Raw genomic sequence first — 18,744 nt, 5'->3', positions numbered from 1 at the left:
GATGGAAACATTATTAATCCAGCAAACTGAGAAATCAAATAAGTTTTGGAAAATCGTTGTGAAAGAAAAAGACTATGTTGTGTTTTACGGAAAAATCGGCACAGCTGGCAGCGTGAAAGCGAAAGAGTTTGAAACAGAAGAAGAATGTATGAAAGAAGCTAATAAACTAGTTGCTTCCAAACGTAAAAAAGGATATATAGACCCTATTCAAGGGGAAGATTACATAAAAGAAAAGACGATAACCGAAGAAGAATTTTGGGAACTACTTCATCGTGCAAAAACGAAAGGTGAGGACCAAGAAGAACAAATAGAATGGCTTACTTCCCACCTTGCTAAACGTACAGTACATGAAATTGTAGCTTTTGATACGCATATGCATCGCCTTTTGAAAGACTCCTATACCTCCCGTTTATGGGCAGCAGCCTATATTATTATGGGTGGCTGTTCAGATGATACTTTCGATTACTTCCGTGGATGGTTATTATATCAAGGAAAAGAGACATACGATGCTTGTATTGAAAATCCAGAACAATTAATTCCTGTATTAGAAAATTTAAGTGAGTATGACGTTCCAGAGATTGAAGAACTTACTCTATATTTCGGGCAAGAAGTTTACATGGAGAAGACTGGGGATGAAGATGATACATACTTTACACTATACCATGTCTTAACAAATGAAGAGTTTGAGGAAGTTGATATCGAGTTAGATTGGGATGAAGACGATGAGGAAGGTTTAAAAAAGATGTTTCCTAAGCTATGGGAGATGTACGGAGAAGAACCAATTGAGTGGTAGATTTATATTAGGAATCTGTTTATTCAATAAACAGATTCCTTTTTTCACAAGATTCTTATTTAAACTCTCTTTCTTTCATACCACTTATCCAATAACACCTTTTCTCTTTCCCCTGAAATACCTGCTTTTAATTCCCAATTCTCCATACTCTCCATCCACTCATACACATCTGTAACTGTCTCTTCTATTCTTCTAAAAGTAAGCCCTTCATTAACCGCACTTTCGATACAAATAGAAAACCCGCCTCTCCACGGCTTCGTCTCACCATCTAATGGGAAAGTTTCTGGAATCCACAAAGGCATTTCTGTCCAAGGCTGCACATTATGTTCACTCATAAATGATTCGTCTACCCAAACAAATTCAGCATCGCTATTCGTAACCTTTTTACACGTATTTAATAGCTCTTCCATCGTCAATTCATCATTCGGACCTGTTATATTAAATGTTCCTGCTTTATTATGTTCTGCCATATTTAGCCCCCATCCCGCGACATCTTTTATATCAACTAATTGCACGGGACGAATCTTTCTTCCTGGTACTAATACTTTCCCACCCTTTGCTACACGCCCGATCCAGTATGGAAGTCGATCTGTATAATCGAACATTCCTGAAAGAAGTCCTGCTCTTACGTGTAATACACGCCCCGGCCAATACTTCTCTGCTTCTTTTTCACATAATACTTTCAGTGCACCATAATACTCATAAGGTGAAACTTCACCATTCTCTACAGCCTTTATTTGATCACCCGTAAGTTCGGGTTGTAATATATAATCTTCTTTAATATCATGCGGAATCCAATCTTTATATACGGAGAGACTTGAGATGAATATATAATGCTTTATATTATTTTGTAAGACTTCTCCGACATTTCTAATGTGATGCGGAGAAAATCCACACGTGTCGACTACCGCGTCCCATTTTCGATTTTCTAAACTTGATACATCACCATTTCTGTCACCGATAAGCTGCTCCACTTCAGGAAAAATTTCTTTGTTTGTTCCGCGGTTAAATAATGTAACTTCATGCCCTCTGTTCAAAGCCTCTTCTACAACAGCTCTTCCCAAAAATCGTGTACCACCTAGTATTAAAATTTTCATGGTTCTCCCCCATTCATCATTAAAAATCCTTTCTTTTGTTAAACGAATTTCTGTTATAAAAAGTTACGGGAGGATTTGTTATTTTACTTTAATCCTACAAATAAAAAGAATCCATTTTGAAAAATTAATCAATACGGATTCTTACATTAGATATAATTATTGAATTACTAACTCCGCACAACTTCCCCATCAACTAACTCAATAATTCTATTACACTTATTCGCTACTTCAATATCATGCGTTACAATAATAATCGTTCGGCCTTCTTCATTCAGTTGTAATAGCAAATTCATAATTTCTTCTCCTGTTTTTCTATCTAAATTTCCGGTCGGTTCATCAGCCAATATTAATTCTGGTTCACCTACTAACGCTCTAGCAATTGCGACGCGCTGCTGTTGTCCACCTGATAGCTCGTCCGGTGTTTTATACATATGTTCTTTTAAACCTACTTTTTCTAAATAGAACTTCGCCTTATTTTCTCTTTCTCGTTGCTTTAGCTTTCTATATGTGAGTGGTAGTGCTACATTATCTAGTACAGTATGTTCTTTTAACAATGCAAAATATTGAAATATAAATCCAATCATTTCATTTCTTGTTTTATGAACTTTATTTGCTCTAATTTCAGTTAATGTTTTTTCATTTAACGTATATTCACCCTCATTTGGCAAATCAATTAACCCTATAACATTTAATAGCGTACTTTTCCCTGAGCCTGACCGACCCATTATCGCTATAATTTCGCCCTTATTTATCGTTAAGTTTATACCGTTTAACGCGAACGTGTTATGGTTCTTGTTACTATACACCTTCTTAATGTCTTTCAATACAATTAAACTCATTATTCCATCCCACCTATTAATGTTTTTGGTTCAAGCTTTCTAATAAATAAGAAGACAATTACATTTGAGACAACGATGATCAATAATAAGAATAGAAATACTAAAAATAATATAGGCATATTCAATTTAAAGTCTAATACCGTTGATTCCTTTAAATCCTTCGACATTTGTAATAGAACCCCATATCTCCATGAAAAGTAAACTAGTGACATCCCTAAGCCAACTATTGCTACAATAATGTTCTCTAGAACAATTTGAATAAACATTCCAAATTTACTTTCGCCAAAAGCTATTTTTATACCAAATTCCCGCTTTCTCATCAAGATAGAAATAATAGTCGTTACTACAATTCCGACGATTGAGAATAAAATAAATAAGATTCCGACTATCAGTTGAGGTATTTCAGAATAGCTGTTAAAAGTAACATCTTCATTTATTTCATCACCCAAATTTTTTAAATAAAACGTACCGCCGTTTCCTTTAAGTTGAATTGATTCTTCTAGTTTCTTTACATCTGCATCTTTTCGTAAATATAAAACTGTACTTTGATGTAGTCTTAAAAACATTGCTTCATATTTTTCAACTCTATTAGATGACATAGGTATTATCATTACGTAATCCAACTTCGAATATGCGTTCGTCGTATTATTATTTACGATAAATTTATTCTCCGGCAAAAAGCCTGTAATTGTATATTGATTATTAATTGTATCTCCAACTTGAAAATATTTCTTAAAGTATGAACCCATTAAAACCTTTGTTTTCTCTTCACTATTTTTTTGAAAATCTTCATGCAAGAAACCTTCTTCAGATTTTAAAGGTAACTGTAACATTTTATAGTAATTTTCATCTACAAAAATTGTTGTAATAGTAGGTCTGTCATCGCGAAACGTTTTATGTTTCAAATCAGTAATCATACTATTTTGAAATGGTCTATTACTTGACTCTATTTCAATAACTCTCGTCTCGTATGTACCATACGAAATCACATCTTTATTTTGTTGAAACGTTTTATAAACTTCTTGAATTTGCTCTTTATTAAATTTATTGCTTTGTAACTTATCTGTCGTCATTTCAAAAGTAACTAAATATGTTTTATCCGCATTTAATACCGAGCTGGATTTATCATTCAGATGGTGTAAATTATAAAATACATTAATTGAACTCGTTATAGTTGCTAATCCAAATGTAATCTGTATTAGAAGAAGTACCGAAAATAGAAATCTCTTTTTTAATGCTAGGAACGCACTTTTTATTCTCATCATGTTTACTCCTTTAATGCTTTAGCAGGTTCACTTTTAATCACATATACAAATGGTATTACAGAGAGGATAAAAGCTATAGTAAGTGAAAGAAATACACACATTACAATATGAGTAGATTGTAAACTAATGCTATAACTTGTAAACTCTAAAATATTTCCACTCAAAGTTTTAAAAATCCATTGAATGCATATTGCACAGACTGATGCAGCGATTGCACATAAAAACAATTGACTAAATATAAAAATAAAAAGATTTACATTACTTGCTCCCAAAGCTTTCCTTAACGACAAACTCTTTTTCTTCGTATAAATCCAATAATAACTGACTATTATACTGGTAATTAAAGCTATACATAAAAGCCTATTTGGAAAACTGAGTAACTCTTCTACGGCTTCACTAGAGTTTTTTTCCTTCTCATAGTTCTCTTTTTCACTAATCACTTTGGCATTTATATCTGTATTGTTCTGCTTTAAATGCTGTATGAAAGTTTCTATCTCTTCTTTAGGGTTTTCGTTAGAACGAACGATCATTTGGAATGTCTTTTCATTTTGTATCACTTGTTTCACTTCATCTGGCATGTCATTTAGAGAGACATAAATTTTCATATTATACTCATATTCGGTACTTACTCCAGCTACGCCTTTAACTGTATATTCCTTATTAAATAGTTTTATTGTTTCCGTATTTTTATAAATTTTCTTCCCGACTATTACACTATTTTCCTCATGTTGTTCTATCTGAGAACCTTTTAGCAATGGTGGAGACCAATTTTTATTAAGGAGACCATTCATTGTTACTCGGCCGATACCTGGAATAGTAGTACGAATATCATTTGTAATAACGCTAGCGTTTTTAAAATCAGATTCTACTAACGTCTGAAATTGTTTGAAATTGAATTCCCCCATATTAGTAAGTTGAACGGAATAGTAATAATTAAAATAACCATTTTTACTATCATAAAATCTTTCATCATAATAATCTTTCGTCGACATTGCGATAAGTATCGGCCATATTGTCAATACAAACGTAATAAATAACATAATGAATATCGCTTTGTTCACCACTATTTCTTTTATTACTAGATTCATATATCCTCCTCATTTTAAAAACCGTGAAAAAAGTATATATCCTTTTTCACGGTTTTGTTGATTTTTATTTAATTACCATTTCCTTAGAAGTGTACGCACTATCCCCTACCATTATCCATTCATGACCCGAATAACCTCTGGTCACCGGTCCTTTGGATGCAACGCTAACGTTTATACGATCTGAAATTTTAGCATCATACAATGCTAACTCTTTAGAAGTCCCATCATCAAAGCTAGCTCTTACAGTCATCTTGTAAAAATGAGGTTCGTTCTTTTTCGCAGTATAGGCAGTTGCCTTAGCTTTTGCTCCGCTTCCTGTCCACGTTGCATTATTATCCCAACTAATCGAAGCAAATGAAACGGAAGAAACCATACCTAATAAAGAAGCAGTTAATCCTGTAACAGCTAAAGTTTTTTGAAGTAAGCTTTTCATATATCCTTAATCTCCCTTTTTAAAATATTCACTTAAATATTTAAGTATTTTTAGGCCTTGTCCTCATTATACATAAAAAAATAATCATATATCGATAAAACTTAATATTTACATTTATTAACACAATTCTTACATTCCCCTGAACTTTCCGTCATAAAACAAAAAGATGGTATGAAACTCCAATTCACACCATCTTTTTGCTATCATTATTGATTTGACTGTATACAAGGAAGAATATATTTCACAATCAATTCCCATCTATCCCGTGCATTCGGCATAATTTCAGAAGCAATTACTATAACCAAATCCTTCTCCGGAATACAACAAATCATATTCCCACCATCACCCATTGCACAATACGAATAGACACCCTCTTCTTCTCGTAACCACCATAAATAACCATATTGATTTTGGTTCATTTCTGTCGATTCTTTTATCCATGATTTTGATAGTATTTGTTTTCCATTATGAATACCTTCATTCAAATAAATCTGTGCAAACTTCGCCATATCTCTAACCGTTAACGTTAGTCCCCAGCCGCCCGTCGAAATACCATTTGGATCGTGAACCCATCCTTTCACATCTTTTCCGAATAAGTCATCAAATCCAAATGCTTTCATATTATAGTTTGGAATTTCTCTTATGCCCAGTGGCTGAAATAAGTATTCATTCGCAAATTCACGCGCATTTTTTCCTGTTGCGTTCGTTATGATCGCTGATAGTATATGAGCTCCTGCAGATGAATATTTAAAAGATCCAATTTCTCCGCCGCTTCCTATCCTATTTAACGTATATTGTATCCAATCTTGTTGTGTACATAGTTCTTCTAACGGTTCCTGCCAGTCTACGAATGGATGTGGAGCTGTCATCGTTAGAAGATGGCTTACTGTTACTTCAGATGAATTAACGTTATATTCCGGGAAAAATTCTATTACTCTTTGATCAACGCTTTTTATATAGCCCTTATCTATACATATCCCAATTAGCGCAGAGATTATCGTTTTTGTGACTGACGCTATGTGAAATGCATCATCTGGACCGTAACCGTTATAATATTTTTCAAAAATAACATTACCTTTCTGCACTACTAACATACCATTCATATTTTCATATTCTTCTTTTATAATCTGATCTAACTTTTCAGCAGTTTTCATTATTCCTTCCCCTTTAACCAATAATTAAAAAGGTTCGATAGGTACATATATATCAACTAAATGTTTATGCTTTGGATGCTGCTTTGGATCATTTCTATATACTTCAAAAGGATACGAGTCTCTCGGTTTATATCCGCTATTTGGCAGCCATTCACCGTATAAGAAATCCCATGCTCCTTTATATTCATCTTGGAATATTTCAAAATGTCCTACTGCATATTTTCCAGAAGGTATTACCATTATTCCAACGTCGTTCGTTTCTACTGTGGATTCATCTGAAATTGTTACACATAGACTTGTTCTTAAATGATAGTCCTCAGTAAATTCATGATGATCGTGGTAAATGGTTAATACTTTCGTATCCTCAAATACATGATAGTTTTCCTCTGCTGCGTAATGAAATAATTTCTCTATCATGTTTGGAAAAGCTAGCGTTAACTCTTCATATGTACCGATATGTCTTATGTATGCGACGTTTATATCGTCCGCTGTTACAATTTCAACATTTCCTCGAACCTTCTTACATTCATTGTATTGAGGAATTCCCCTTACGTCTTTGCAATTCTTGCTATTGTGATTTCGATATTGAGACGGACTTACTCCGTAATAATTTTTAAATGTACGGGAGAAAACTGCTGAATCTGTGAAACCAAAATGGTAAGCGATATCCGTAATCGTCATATCCAATCGATATGTAAGAAGGTTTGTTGCCCTTTCTAACTTCAATCGATTTACATATCGTGATAACGGCTCGTCTACTATTCCTTTAAAAATTCGATGAAAATGAAACTTTGAAAATCCTGCTATATCCGCTAGCTCTTCAATGGATAGTAAACTGTCTATGTTTGATTCTATATAATCTTGAACTGTATGTATGCGTCTTACATACTCATTTCTGCTTTGTTTATTTTCCATACTAATACCTCCTCACAACAAAAAGGCTAACTTCACGCTAGCCTACTTTTACACATGTTTCAAAAATAAAACTCTACTACCGCCATTCCCATCATAATTTGTATGTACCGATACACCTTCTATCTCATCATCTCCAGCTTCAATTTGAAAGCCAATCTCCCTATGAAACTGTATCGATTTTTTATTAACCGGTGACGTGATTGCTTTTATAACTTTACGATTGTTTGCACGAGCGACATCAAAGAAATACGAATACAATGTCGATGCAATTCCTCTTCTTCTATACTTCGGATTGACACCGATAAAATGAACGTACGCTTCCTCTTTATGCGTTTGTGAGAAGAATCCGCATAAGAAACCTAACGTTTCTCCCTCTTCTTCAATAATAAAACTCGTTTCTTGAAAGTGAATGAAGAACAATTTTGGCAACATGGCAGCCATGTCTCTCCCGCCCCACCAATCATTTAAAACAGAATGAATCTTTGCATAATCTTCCCCTTGGATGTTTCTTACTCGCATATGTTTCTCCCTCTCACTCACTTCATTTTTTCATAAATTTTAATGACTGTTTCTACTAATAGGATGAATACCCATATCCCGCAAAATACGAGAACTGACTGAAATATAGAACCTAGCATAACAATACTTATTAAACCTAATTCCGATCCCGAAATAGATATTTCATCAAACCCAAGATTATGTATAAATGGACCAGTTGAAAAAGCCATTAAAATTGATCCTATTAAATAAATCACACTCATTATTTTTAATATTTTTATAGAAAGATATGAAGTTTGTTTTTCTTCCACTTGTGATAATTCGATTTCTTCACTCGCAATTCCTTTTTGTAAACAGTCCTCACATAGAAATTCTTCCTTAATTTTTTTACCACCGTGCAATGTACCTGTAATTTCTTTACAGCGCGAACACTTTCGATTTATCATTTTGTTATCACTCCAGTCTCGTAAGATTATACTTATACAATTCTATTTTTACCTTATTATTCCTTTTGTGTATTTTATAGAGAGGTGACGTGTTTTATGATATCTAAACTTATTTTTGGTTATAAAAAGCCTACTGAGCAATATGTATTACGGCCTAGTTGTTATGCAATTATTTTTAACTCAACTTCTTCAAACATTGCTATTATCCAAAAAGAAGACCGTTATTTTTTACCTGGTGGCGGTATGGAAGGTACCGAAACAAAAGATGAATGCTTACATCGTGAACTACTAGAGGAATTAGGATGGGTAATTGAAATTAATCAATATATCGGTAATGCAATGCGATATTTTTATGCGGAAAAAGAAGATACTTATTATTTAAACGATGGGTTCTTTTATATTGCGAACATGGTGCAGACACAAACTGAAAACTGTGAGGAAGATCATGTTTTGCGGTGGATGTCTCCTTTACTTGCTGTAGAGCTTCTCATTCATGATCATCAAAAATGGGCTGTTGAACAAGCGCTTTTATTACAAAAACCAAAAGGATCTCCTTCTATATGAAAGAGATCCTTTTTATTGTTAACTTACTTTTTTCAAATTGAGAGCTGGCTTTTGAATTCCACCCTTTTTTACAACATATAAACCGATAAAGATTATAAGTCCGCCAACGAGTTGCATCATGTTGATTTGCTCTCCGATAGTTACTGCCGCGAAGATAACTGCGAACAATGGTACAAGATACATATAAACCATTACTTTCGTTGAGCCTATTTTACTAATACCGACATACCACATTGCAAGTCCGAAGATTGTCGCGAAGACGATTGAATATGCTAGAGACCCCCAGCTTGGCATGTCTACTGGCCACGTTAATGTATTTACGTTGAATAAACAATATACAACGAGAGGTACAATTCCAATTAAAGTTGACCAAGATGTGACTCTCATTGCGGAATATTTTGTTATAAGAGGTTGCGCTAATATTGGGTACCATCCCCACGCAATCGCTGCGACTAATCCAATTATGTTTCCGAGCCACGCATATTCGTAAGTAGCTCCTCCTGTATGCCCTGTTAATAAAACGAATGCTGCACCAACAAAGGCCACTATTGAACCAATTTGTACTTTCATCGAAAAACGTTCTTGTTTGTGTAATACTGCTAATATCCCTGTAAAAATAGGTGACATTGCAATTAATAATGAGGCGTTTGTTGCTGAAGTATATTTCACAGATAGCATAAACATCGTTTGATACATTGTTGTACCAACGATACCGACTGCTACTAATCGTAACCAATCTTTTCTTTCAATACGTAATGAGCGTTCCATCATAAAAGTGATAAGTAATAATACCGGTGATGCTACTAAAAATCGTAAACTATTAAATTGAATGGATGACATAAATGCCACTCCATACTTTCCTATTGTATAATTTGCTCCCCATACTAATGCAACTGATACTAGGAGCCATTCCATTTGCCATCGTTTCATCCGAATCTCCCCTTCCCTATTTAGCATAGTAAAATTGGCTGGATATAACACCGTCCAATTGGCTGTTTTTTTACCCAGCCAATTTGCTATACTTGATGTATATAAGAGATACGGAGGCGTTTTTTATGGAATGGAAACTAGATAGTGACAGTAAAATCCCTATTTATCAGCAAGTTGTTGACTTTATTGAAAAACGTATTACATATGGAGAACTTCCTCCAGGAAGCTTCCTCCCTTCAGAACGGAAATTAGCTACGCAGTTAAATGTAAACAGAAGTACAGTAACGACTGCTTATAATGAACTACGTGCTATGGGAATTGTAGAGAGTACGACTGGTAAAGGAACACGAGTGAGTACACATATGTGGGGTGTTTCTCCAACATTAACGCCGAACTGGAGAAATTTCGTAGAAGGTGGTACTTTTTTACCAAACTTACCACTACTTCGCCATATTCGGGCAGAAGTACAACAAAATGAAAATATTATTGATTTTGCAAACGGAGAGCTCGGTTGTAATCTTTATCCCCACGATCAACTACAAGCGATTTTACGTGAACAACCGTTAACGCATTCATTAAGTTACGATCATCCGCAAGGCTATCTCCCGCTAAGACAAGCGGTCGTAAAATATATGAAGGAATATTTAAAAGTTGAGGCTACTGAACAATCCATTATGATTACATCTGGCGCACAGCAAGCACTTCACCTTATCGTGCAATGTTTATTAAATCCAGGTGATGCCGTTGCTTTCGAAAGTCCTTCACACTGTTATTCCTTGCCGTTATTCCAATCAGCAGGTATTCGTATTTTCCCGTTACCTGTCGATGAACATGGTATTAATCCAAATGATGTACAGGAGTTATATAGAAAACACCGTATTAAAATGATCTTTTTAAATCCAAACTTCCAAAATCCTACGGGGACGATGCTTCATCCAAACCGTAGAAAAAAACTATTATCACTTTGCGCAGATTTACGAATTGCAATCGTTGAAGATGATCCCTCTAGTTTGCTGACGCTAGAAAAGAAACAACCTTGTCCTACTTTGAAATCAATAGATGAAAACGGAACTGTCATTTATGTACATTCTTTATCAAAAATGATTGCGCCAGGATTACGAGTCGGTTGGCTTGTCGCCCCACAGTCTGTCGTAGAGCGATTGTCAGACGCACGGCACCAAATGGAATTAGGAATGAGTATTTTCCCGCAGTGGCTTATGCAGCAATTTTTCGAAACCGTACCATTTCAGTCTCATATCGTACCGTTACGAAAACAATTAGCAGAAAAAAGAGACGTTATCGTTCGTGCCCTAAACGAGCAACTTCATGATAAAATCTCTTTTTCAAACCCTACTGGTGGTATATACATTTGGGGGAAATTAAAAGAACCTATAAACGAAAAACAACTCATTATGCAAAGTTTAAAACAAGAAATTGCTTTTATGCCAGGTAGTATTTTCGGTGCGAAAGATGGTTATATACGTTTATCTTATGGAAAAGTGGATATTGATCAAATTGCGGAAGGTATTTCTCGTTTACGCGAGGCTATTTTGGTATGTGAAAATAACTTTAAATAAAGCTTTCTCGTTTGACAAAACCTAAATCTACCATTATTATCAACTCGAACCTATTTATAGGAGTGATAAAATGAAGATTTACGTTGATGCAGATGCTTGTCCTGTAAAAGATGTGATTATTTTTGAGGCTACGAATGTGGAAATTCCTGTTACCCTCGTTACTAGTTTTTCACATTATTCTAATGCAGAGCAGCCAAAAGGTGTCGAAACCATTTATGTTGATTCTGGAGCAGATGCTGCAGATTACCGAATTATGCAGTTAGCAAAAAAAGAAGATTTAATCGTAACACAAGATTACGGTCTTGCTTCGCTCGCTTTAGCAAAAGGCTGTATCGTTCTTCATCATAAAGGCTATAAGTATACGAATGATAACATTGAACAATTGTTACAAACACGATATTTAAGTGCAATGGTTCGAAAAAGTGGTAAACGTACAAAGGGACCGAAACCATTTACAGCAGAAGATAAAGAGAAATTTAGAGCACTCTTTAAAAGTATGATCTCACTTTAAAAATGAATCGTCTATTTGCTAGGAAAACTTCGCAAAACAAAGAAGAGAATATCGTAATGAACATTCTCTTCTTGAGGTTTACCCGTTTAAAATGAAGGTAAATTATCTAAGTTATTTTCTTTTATTCCATCCGGTTCACTACGTATAATATCTCTGCCATACTTATGAAATACGTCCACATGAGCTAACTTCCCTGATTTTGCTTCATTAAGAGCAGTCATATAATCTAACTCTCTCCCGCTACTTGTTTTAAACGCTATTAAATCTCCATCATCATTTTTACGAACGGCAACAATTTGTTCTGCTCCTGAAGTAACTTCCTGAGCTATTTCAAATTGAGCTTGCTCTTCTCCTTGATGTAAATAATCATTATACACTTTTTCAAAGTCTTTTTTGTCCATAAAACTCACCTCCAACACATTTTATTAGTATGGTTGGGAGATGTTGATTTTATGTAATTTGCTCTAAACTTTAGTATTTTCAAATGAAAACATTGTCCCCTCACTATTTGATTGTAAAGTGTATTTTATATCGAACATCTTTGATATATCTTCAATATTTTTCAAACCAAGTCCCGTTCCTTTACTATTTATATCAAACCCAATCCCATTATCTCTAAAAGAAACAACATCTTCATCTATAATGATTTTGAGTTTTTTAGCTTCTGAATGTTTAAGGACATTTTGAAAAATATTATCAAATAGCCTTTGAATCCATAACTCATTACTATTCCATATCAACTCTTTATCTTGTGGATTATATACTAATTCAATTTTATGAATGCTATACAAATAGCTCCATTTTTTAATCATATTTTCTATTAAATTGTGTATATTCACTTCATCATGCACAATATAAGTATTCTCTAAGGTTTCTGTAGATTGAATATTAAATTCGTTAGTTAAATCACTTATATATTGTATCTGATCATAAAGTGATTCAATTACTGGTACTTGTTCCTTGTACTCACCTTCTAAATAATATAATTGTAATCTGACCGCTGTTAAGGGTGTATTAATATCATGCCGTAATTTATTTAATAGTTCCTTTTTTATTTGTTCCTGTTGCTCTAGTTCCAATTCTCGATAAGTTGTTCTTTCTATAAGCAAGTTTACTGATTTAATCAGTTCTCCCATTTCATCATCGCTTTTAACATCTATTATATTAGGGATTTTTTTATCACTAGCTAAATCTCGAATTGTTTGATTTAATATATTAATTTTGTTTAATACGGTGTTAATCGACTTTGAAAATACAAAAGCTAATACTAATAGTGATAATAAAAATATGATTAACATAGTAGGATATGCATAGGATTCGTGAAAAGGGATGTTCTTATTTTTAGTTTTAAAGACAACATTATAAATAACTGATACAAAGATACTAATCGACAACAATAACAGTGGTACGCTAATAATAGCGGAGAATAGTAGTAACTGATATTTTTTCTTTAAGTTCATTTCTTCATGTAGGTATTTAGTCTATACCCTTCTCCATATATGTTCTGTATAATATCACCTGTTTTATCATCAATTTTGGTCCTAATTTTCTTTATATGTACGTTCATGATATTTTGATTTCTATCTTCGAGTTGCCATAGGTAATCATAGAAATGTTCTTTCGATAAAATTCTATCTCTATTTTCATATAAATAGAAGAATATTTTACGCTCAATCGCAGTAAAAGCAACTTCATCACGCAAACCATAAATTAGAACTCTTTTGTATTCTGCATCTATAAATAAATGTTTAATTTGCGTAAAAGTACCATATCGATTAGCTAACATTTTCTGAATCCTTAATAGCAACTCTCTAGGATCAAAAGGTTTTATCATGTATTCTTCTCCAATAATCAAACCTTTTAATTTACTATCCATATCATTCCGAGCTGATAGAAATATAATTGGAATATTTAATCCTAAATTTTTTATTTTCTTTGTAATTTGATAACCATCTTCGCCTGGTAACATAACATCCATTATGACTAAATCTATCTCATGAATTACATCAAGAACTTGCTTTCCTTCTTTCTCCCAATACACATTATACTTCTCGTGCTGCAAAATTTTTTGTAATAAATCTCCTATCATCAAATCATCTTCAACAATTAATATGTTATATACTTTCATTATGTAGACCTTTCATCGCTAAAATAATAATAACTTAGTTCTTCACTACTTTATTATTAATAAAATCCATAGCAAATTTGTATATTTCATCAGGAGCGTATAAATAAATACTATGTGTACCTTCAATTATTTTCATATCAGCTATTAATAACTCGCTAGCAAATTCCTTATAATCTTTGTTTTTTTGCTTTGTATACTTCGAATCTTTATTTTGCCTAGCAATCGCATCTATAAATAACATAGGTGTTTCTTTTGGGATCGATAAAGAATTTGATTTTTTACCGTTATTGTAGCTTTGTAAAAGTTCTTGCTTCATATCATCATTAAAAGCCCTCTTATACGTAAGCGCTTTATAAGTATCTTTTTCCTGTTCGTTTAAAAAGGATTGACGAATGACTTCGGGATTATAAGTAATAGAGGGAGCTAATCTCTGAAAACCAATTTTCGTTAAAATATTCATCCCTTTTATTTTTAATGAATCAACCATACCTATTTTATTAGTTACGTACTGTTTAGGTAAACCAATATCTAACGCAATAATCGCTTTTACTTCACTTGGATATTTTTGTGCCCAATAAATAGCCTCAATACCCGATAGAGAGTGTGGTACTAAAATGTAAGGTGGTTTATTTCCACTTCGAATAAGCGCTTCTCTCGTTTGTTCTAATATCGTATCAATATCTCTATCATCTTGAAAAACATCACTGTATCCATAACCAGCTCTCTCAATTACAGAAATCTTGTTTTCTTTCGAAAATTTACTATATAAGCCTTTCAATTCATAAACAGGAGCGGCAATTCCAGATCCGGCCATAAATACAAACGTATCCTTCCCGCTCCCCTCATTATAAACATTCACTTTTTTATTTTCGAAATTAACAAGTTCGCCTTCATTGTTCATTAATTTCGATTCCATTTTTAATTGATAGTTATGATATATAAATACAGCGCCTGTTCCAAAGAAAATCATACTAATACACATTAAAAATATTATTTTCACTGACTTTAATAACTTTTTCATTTAACACCCCTTTCAGCCTATACTAAAAGGGTACAATGTAAAAATAAATTTCTAATAAATTTTTCAAAATGAACATGTATTCTTTGTTTCTAATTATGGATTATTTTAATATCTACGCAATCCTTTCAAAGTCTCCAATACATCATCTGTAAAGGCTGTATTACCCTCTGTCTCTAAAACTCTAAAATATAAACTTCTTAAGAAAGCTCTAATATTTTGTACTAAAATAGCATGCTGCGGATGTCGGATGTCTTCAACAGTTGCTATACTATGTAACCAGTTGCTCCACTCTTCTTCAGTTAAAAGATTTTGGTTACGTAACGACATAATTGGTGCTACTAATCTCTCATCCTCAAAGTGAATGTATACGTAGTCATGTAAGCGTACCTTCTGACGAACGGCAGCTAGTATTGCATATGAGAACTCACGATTTTGGATTGTACGTGCTAAAGCGTCGAGCGCATCTGCTGCATGTGCAGTAGAGTGTGCCCAGCCTTTTTCTTCTACGTAGCCTCTTACATCTTCTTCTAAATATACATATTCCAGCACTTGTTCTGCCACACTGTACAGTTGTTCTTCAGATAACAGTGGTTCTCTTTCATGAACAGATAAAATAAGTGGTGGAATTAATACGGAGAATGCACGTTTAAAAACAGAGTCTGTTCCCTTTTCACCAATTTTATAAAATAAATAATCAGGGCTAATTGCTTGCAGCATTAATCCTCGTAATTCTTTTTGTCTAAATACATCATTTGTAATCCATGTGTGAAGCGTACTATAAATTAAATCATCACGTAATTCAGCATCAGGTGATCCGATATAATCTAACATCCACTGCGCATATGGATATGCATCCACATCTTCTGGTACAGCATAATTATTATTTTTAATTTGTAGTAGTTCTTCTTTTAATTCTAGTACTTCATTCATTAAATTTCTTGTCCCCTTTTTGCGTTTTTTAACATATTTTCGCCTTATCCCCTGTAATTGCCTATCCTTATATGAACTTGATTCAATTATATATAATTTATCCTAATAAATAAAAGGAAATACATTAAAATATCGCAGTCTATCACTTTGTTTACATGCCTTTCATGTAAGTTTAAGTTATAAAATAAAGTTTGTTTTTTCTTTTGTATTCAAACATAGTTACAATCCAAGGTTGTATCATTTTAGAACTTGTTTAATAAATTCTGTTTTAGCTTTTGTGTATGCTTCTCTATCTTGTTTAAATTTTTTAGCTAAATCTTGTTTAAGATTTGAATACTCATAAACTAATTGTGGATTTTCTCGTAAGTGGTTGCGAAATAAAAGTTGTTGCTCCCATCGCTCAGTTCCTTTAACCATCAAATGCAGGTGAGCTACACGCCTATTATTCTTAACTTTCACAAAGAACCTTCTCCAAGGTCTTTCATCTAATTCTGGGCTTACATAATGCCAATTATATATGGCCAATGTAGCTGAAATATCTAGTACTCTTTCAAATGAGTCTATTTCAGCCATTAGATCAATGATAGGTTTTGCAGGTAAATCAGGTATGGATGTACTTCCTATATGTATTACTTTGCTTATACCGAGAGGAGCAAGCAGTTCATATAGTTGCTGTTCTTCACATCGGCCTTTATCTTGCCAATCAGGATTTGCACTAACTATCTCTACTGACTCATTCGCCCATACAGGCCAATCGTTCGGATTCTCTTTTTTATCCATCTAATATCTCCCCTGTAATTAGTCTACATAACATAATTATAAACAACAAATATTGATTTATATTTCTCCTTATTTCCCCTTAAATCCTCGATACAGTGCAGTCCGTAATTCTTGTTTGTATTCTGCAATTTCTGGCATTTCGAGTTCTTCTGCTAGTCTGATAGCTAATTCAATATCATACGGTACTCGTACGAGTTGGATAGAAAAACTTTCTGCTTCTTTTTCATTGTAAGTCCCTTCAAATATTAAATAGGAAGCTTGTGTTATTTCAAGTGGGTTTCCTACGCTACCAGCATTACATAACGTTTTCCCTCTGAAATTTTGAACGAACGCTTGGTGAACATCACCGTAACAAACGACATCTGGTTTTCTTTCCCCTTCTATATTTTCAGTCAAATCACTATTTTCGAACATACTAATACGCTCTTCTCTTGAAGCGTGTGGTTGAATTCTTTCATACAAACTTCTCGGTGAAGCGTGGAACATACGAATGAGTTTGCCGCTCATAAAAAATTCGATTGAAAATGGTAAACTTCTTAAATAGTCGTTTTGTTCTTCTGATAATTGTTTTTGATGCCATTTTAATGCTTCAAATTCAGTCGGCTTTGTAATAAAATCATCCCAGTTTCCCATTACGACTACTTCACATTCTTTACGAATGATTTCAATTGCTTCACTGGAATGAGGTCCTTTTCCTACTAAATCTCCAAGACAAATAATGCGCTCGATTCCTCTTAATTTAATGTCTTGTAGCACAGATTCTAAAGCTGGAATATTACCATGTATATCTGAAATTATCGCTATTTTATCCATATGAATCCCTCCGTTATTTATTATTTATTATATCTACATGTTGTGATTGATACCATTTTGGAATATAAGATGAAAAATGATTATGCTCTTCTAAAATTCCGTTTAATCTTTCCTTCATATCATCTACTAAATGCGGCGTACTTCGGTTCGTCCATACGATATCAGCTGGGAATGTCATTGCTGCATATAACGAATACAGTTTCCAAAAATGAAGCGATGGTTCGCCTCCGCAATAACCGTGAACTTGTCCAACCGCAAATGGTTTACTTATTCTTGTAGTAAAAATCGCTACATTATAAAAATCGTGTATTGGATCGCCAAAATCATATCCACCAAAATCAATAACGATAAACTCCTTATTATGAATCATACTATTTGCTGGATGGAAGTCATCATGTAAAAATCTTATTGGACGATTTTTCAATAAATCTTTATGATTCTCTACAAAGGTTAATACTGGCTTCAAATCCAGAAAATTCACCTCGTAATCTGCTAGTGCCTCTATGTATCTTTCGTATTTATTCCATCTAGATGTTTCCCATTTATTACTTGCACTTTCTCTTTCAATTGAGTGAATCCTCTTTAATACTTCCCCCGCTTTTCTTCCTGCATTATACTGTTCTTCCACCGTTAGCTTCGTTAAACCTTCTTCACCATTTATACCTCGGGTCCATTCAAATACTTGAACACATTTATTTAATTTCTCAAGTATTATGAAATGAATTAACTTGGGTGTTGGAATATGTAATGACTCTAATTGTTGCATATACGTATATTCTTCTTGTTTACGTTCAAAATGAACAGCATCACATATTTTTACAAAATAAGTTTCTTGATTCTTTAATTCAATTTTATACTTCTCTTCATGTGAAAAACCTTTTGAAATAGCTGTACACTTTGCAATACGAGGCCATTCTAGTTTTCTCTCTATCTCTCTAAGCATTTCTTCCACAACATTCACC

At 33.5% G+C, this 18,744-nt stretch carries 22 protein-coding genes; 4 read left to right on the top strand and 18 right to left on the bottom strand.

Going from position 1 to position 18,744, the window contains the following annotated elements:
- The first annotated feature begins 1 nt into the window (after position 1).
- Complete coding sequence (locus MRP26_RS19760; protein WP_098033532.1) at positions 2–793, top strand: DUF4240 domain-containing protein; 792 nt, start codon at positions 2–4, stop codon at positions 791–793.
- A 59-nt stretch (positions 794–852) separates the two neighbouring features.
- On the opposite strand, the gene MRP26_RS19755 is transcribed toward MRP26_RS19760, so the two are convergent.
- The 9 genes from MRP26_RS19755 to MRP26_RS19715 form a co-directional block, all read right to left on the bottom strand.
- A complete protein-coding gene (locus tag MRP26_RS19755) occupies positions 853–1,890 on the bottom strand; it encodes an SDR family oxidoreductase (protein WP_242806659.1) in 1,038 nt (345 codons plus the stop codon).
- Between the two features lie 167 nt (positions 1,891–2,057).
- Positions 2,058–2,729, bottom strand: coding sequence for an ABC transporter ATP-binding protein (locus tag MRP26_RS19750; RefSeq protein ID WP_053564123.1), 672 nt, complete (start codon positions 2,727–2,729; stop codon positions 2,058–2,060).
- Positions 2,729–3,994 (bottom strand): ABC transporter permease, encoded by a 1,266-nt coding sequence (locus tag MRP26_RS19745; RefSeq protein WP_053564122.1) that lies wholly within the window; start codon positions 3,992–3,994, stop codon positions 2,729–2,731. Before MRP26_RS19745 ends, MRP26_RS19750 begins: the two co-directional genes overlap by 1 nt.
- A gap of 2 nt (positions 3,995–3,996) precedes the next feature.
- Positions 3,997–5,082 carry an FtsX-like permease family protein gene (locus MRP26_RS19740; RefSeq protein WP_053564121.1) on the bottom strand — a complete coding sequence of 362 codons (1,086 nt, stop codon included), beginning with the start codon at positions 5,080–5,082 and terminating at the stop codon, positions 3,997–3,999.
- 64 nt (positions 5,083–5,146) lie between these two features.
- The gene (locus MRP26_RS19735; protein ID WP_023522327.1) at positions 5,147–5,515 is read right to left on the bottom strand and encodes a hypothetical protein; all 369 of its coding nucleotides are present in this window, start codon (positions 5,513–5,515) and stop codon (positions 5,147–5,149) included.
- Between the two features lie 206 nt (positions 5,516–5,721).
- Entirely contained in the window at positions 5,722–6,669 is a 948-nt protein-coding gene (locus tag MRP26_RS19730) for a serine hydrolase domain-containing protein (protein ID WP_053564120.1), read from the bottom strand.
- A 24-nt stretch (positions 6,670–6,693) separates the two neighbouring features.
- On the bottom strand, positions 6,694–7,584 hold the full coding sequence (locus MRP26_RS19725; protein ID WP_000428682.1) for an AraC family transcriptional regulator: 891 nt from the start codon (positions 7,582–7,584) through the stop codon (positions 6,694–6,696).
- Between the two features lie 48 nt (positions 7,585–7,632).
- Positions 7,633–8,103, bottom strand: a complete 471-nt coding sequence (locus tag MRP26_RS19720; RefSeq protein ID WP_242806656.1) for a GNAT family N-acetyltransferase — start codon at positions 8,101–8,103, stop codon at positions 7,633–7,635.
- A 17-nt stretch (positions 8,104–8,120) separates the two neighbouring features.
- Positions 8,121–8,528, bottom strand: a complete 408-nt coding sequence (locus MRP26_RS19715; RefSeq protein WP_053564119.1) for a DUF3980 domain-containing protein — start codon at positions 8,526–8,528, stop codon at positions 8,121–8,123.
- A 96-nt stretch (positions 8,529–8,624) separates the two neighbouring features.
- Here MRP26_RS19715 and MRP26_RS19710 point away from each other — a divergent pair, with 96 nt between their 5' ends.
- Positions 8,625–9,092, top strand: a complete 468-nt coding sequence (locus tag MRP26_RS19710; RefSeq protein WP_157417912.1) for an NUDIX hydrolase — start codon at positions 8,625–8,627, stop codon at positions 9,090–9,092.
- An 18-nt stretch (positions 9,093–9,110) separates the two neighbouring features.
- On the opposite strand, the gene MRP26_RS19705 is transcribed toward MRP26_RS19710, so the two are convergent.
- Entirely contained in the window at positions 9,111–10,022 is a 912-nt protein-coding gene (locus MRP26_RS19705; RefSeq protein ID WP_053564117.1) for a DMT family transporter, read from the bottom strand.
- Positions 10,023–10,147: 125 nt separating this feature from the next.
- Here MRP26_RS19705 and pdxR point away from each other — a divergent pair, with 125 nt between their 5' ends.
- Complete coding sequence (pdxR, locus tag MRP26_RS19700; protein ID WP_053564116.1) at positions 10,148–11,599, top strand: MocR-like pyridoxine biosynthesis transcription factor PdxR; 1,452 nt, start codon at positions 10,148–10,150, stop codon at positions 11,597–11,599.
- 70 nt (positions 11,600–11,669) lie between these two features.
- Entirely contained in the window at positions 11,670–12,110 is a 441-nt protein-coding gene (locus tag MRP26_RS19695; RefSeq protein WP_000708772.1) for a YaiI/YqxD family protein, read from the top strand.
- A gap of 86 nt (positions 12,111–12,196) precedes the next feature.
- Here the strand turns inward: MRP26_RS19695 and MRP26_RS19690 are convergent, their stop codons facing one another.
- The 8 genes from MRP26_RS19690 to MRP26_RS19655 all read right to left on the bottom strand — a co-directional run bounded on the left by MRP26_RS19690 (position 12,197) and on the right by MRP26_RS19655 (position 18,734).
- Entirely contained in the window at positions 12,197–12,511 is a 315-nt protein-coding gene (locus tag MRP26_RS19690; protein ID WP_000358159.1) for a DUF3892 domain-containing protein, read from the bottom strand.
- Positions 12,512–12,574: 63 nt separating this feature from the next.
- Entirely contained in the window at positions 12,575–13,570 is a 996-nt protein-coding gene (locus MRP26_RS19685; RefSeq protein WP_242806654.1) for a sensor histidine kinase, read from the bottom strand.
- Positions 13,567–14,238, bottom strand: coding sequence for a response regulator transcription factor (locus tag MRP26_RS19680; RefSeq protein WP_053564114.1), 672 nt, complete (start codon positions 14,236–14,238; stop codon positions 13,567–13,569). Before MRP26_RS19680 ends, MRP26_RS19685 begins: the two co-directional genes overlap by 4 nt.
- A gap of 34 nt (positions 14,239–14,272) precedes the next feature.
- Positions 14,273–15,259 (bottom strand): alpha/beta fold hydrolase, encoded by a 987-nt coding sequence (locus MRP26_RS19675; RefSeq protein ID WP_242806652.1) that lies wholly within the window; start codon positions 15,257–15,259, stop codon positions 14,273–14,275.
- A 105-nt stretch (positions 15,260–15,364) separates the two neighbouring features.
- Complete coding sequence (locus MRP26_RS19670) at positions 15,365–16,189, bottom strand: DUF2785 domain-containing protein (RefSeq protein ID WP_242806650.1); 825 nt, start codon at positions 16,187–16,189, stop codon at positions 15,365–15,367.
- 237 nt (positions 16,190–16,426) lie between these two features.
- Positions 16,427–16,969: a GrpB family protein gene (locus MRP26_RS19665; RefSeq protein ID WP_053564111.1), complete on the bottom strand. Its 543-nt coding sequence runs from the start codon at positions 16,967–16,969 to the stop codon at positions 16,427–16,429.
- A gap of 69 nt (positions 16,970–17,038) precedes the next feature.
- A complete protein-coding gene (locus MRP26_RS19660; protein WP_088022776.1) occupies positions 17,039–17,782 on the bottom strand; it encodes a metallophosphoesterase family protein in 744 nt (247 codons plus the stop codon).
- Positions 17,783–17,795: 13 nt separating this feature from the next.
- Complete coding sequence (locus tag MRP26_RS19655; protein WP_242806647.1) at positions 17,796–18,734, bottom strand: aminoglycoside phosphotransferase family protein; 939 nt, start codon at positions 18,732–18,734, stop codon at positions 17,796–17,798.
- Positions 18,735–18,744: the final 10 nt, after the last annotated feature.

Origin of the sequence: Bacillus sp. CCB-MMP212 (assembly GCF_022748145.1) — a bacterium.
Classification (GTDB): domain Bacteria; phylum Bacillota; class Bacilli; order Bacillales; family Bacillaceae_G; genus Bacillus_A; species Bacillus_A cereus.
Note: the sequence above shows the minus strand (reverse complement) of the source record. Positions and strands in the feature narration are given on the sequence as shown.

What these genes read in the sequence shown, in the direction of transcription:
- MRP26_RS19760 (WP_098033532.1), top strand. Translation starts at nt 2, where the DNA reads ATGGAAACATTATTAATCCAGCAAACTGAGAAATCAAATAAGTTTTGG.
- MRP26_RS19755 (WP_242806659.1), bottom strand. Translation starts at nt 1,890, where the DNA reads ATGAAAATTTTAATACTAGGTGGTACACGATTTTTGGGAAGAGCTGTT.
- MRP26_RS19750 (WP_053564123.1), bottom strand. Translation starts at nt 2,729, where the DNA reads ATGAGTTTAATTGTATTGAAAGACATTAAGAAGGTGTATAGTAACAAG.
- MRP26_RS19745 (WP_053564122.1), bottom strand. Translation starts at nt 3,994, where the DNA reads ATGATGAGAATAAAAAGTGCGTTCCTAGCATTAAAAAAGAGATTTCTA.
- MRP26_RS19740 (WP_053564121.1), bottom strand. Translation starts at nt 5,082, where the DNA reads ATGAATCTAGTAATAAAAGAAATAGTGGTGAACAAAGCGATATTCATT.
- MRP26_RS19735 (WP_023522327.1), bottom strand. Translation starts at nt 5,515, where the DNA reads ATGAAAAGCTTACTTCAAAAAACTTTAGCTGTTACAGGATTAACTGCT.
- MRP26_RS19730 (WP_053564120.1), bottom strand. Translation starts at nt 6,669, where the DNA reads ATGAAAACTGCTGAAAAGTTAGATCAGATTATAAAAGAAGAATATGAA.
- MRP26_RS19725 (WP_000428682.1), bottom strand. Translation starts at nt 7,584, where the DNA reads ATGGAAAATAAACAAAGCAGAAATGAGTATGTAAGACGCATACATACA.
- MRP26_RS19720 (WP_242806656.1), bottom strand. Translation starts at nt 8,103, where the DNA reads ATGCGAGTAAGAAACATCCAAGGGGAAGATTATGCAAAGATTCATTCT.
- MRP26_RS19715 (WP_053564119.1), bottom strand. Translation starts at nt 8,528, where the DNA reads ATGATAAATCGAAAGTGTTCGCGCTGTAAAGAAATTACAGGTACATTG.
- MRP26_RS19710 (WP_157417912.1), top strand. Translation starts at nt 8,625, where the DNA reads ATGATATCTAAACTTATTTTTGGTTATAAAAAGCCTACTGAGCAATAT.
- MRP26_RS19705 (WP_053564117.1), bottom strand. Translation starts at nt 10,022, where the DNA reads ATGAAACGATGGCAAATGGAATGGCTCCTAGTATCAGTTGCATTAGTA.
- pdxR (WP_053564116.1), top strand. Translation starts at nt 10,148, where the DNA reads ATGGAATGGAAACTAGATAGTGACAGTAAAATCCCTATTTATCAGCAA.
- MRP26_RS19695 (WP_000708772.1), top strand. Translation starts at nt 11,670, where the DNA reads ATGAAGATTTACGTTGATGCAGATGCTTGTCCTGTAAAAGATGTGATT.
- MRP26_RS19690 (WP_000358159.1), bottom strand. Translation starts at nt 12,511, where the DNA reads ATGGACAAAAAAGACTTTGAAAAAGTGTATAATGATTATTTACATCAA.
- MRP26_RS19685 (WP_242806654.1), bottom strand. Translation starts at nt 13,570, where the DNA reads ATGAACTTAAAGAAAAAATATCAGTTACTACTATTCTCCGCTATTATT.
- MRP26_RS19680 (WP_053564114.1), bottom strand. Translation starts at nt 14,238, where the DNA reads ATGAAAGTATATAACATATTAATTGTTGAAGATGATTTGATGATAGGA.
- MRP26_RS19675 (WP_242806652.1), bottom strand. Translation starts at nt 15,259, where the DNA reads ATGAAAAAGTTATTAAAGTCAGTGAAAATAATATTTTTAATGTGTATT.
- MRP26_RS19670 (WP_242806650.1), bottom strand. Translation starts at nt 16,189, where the DNA reads ATGAATGAAGTACTAGAATTAAAAGAAGAACTACTACAAATTAAAAAT.
- MRP26_RS19665 (WP_053564111.1), bottom strand. Translation starts at nt 16,969, where the DNA reads ATGGATAAAAAAGAGAATCCGAACGATTGGCCTGTATGGGCGAATGAG.
- MRP26_RS19660 (WP_088022776.1), bottom strand. Translation starts at nt 17,782, where the DNA reads ATGGATAAAATAGCGATAATTTCAGATATACATGGTAATATTCCAGCT.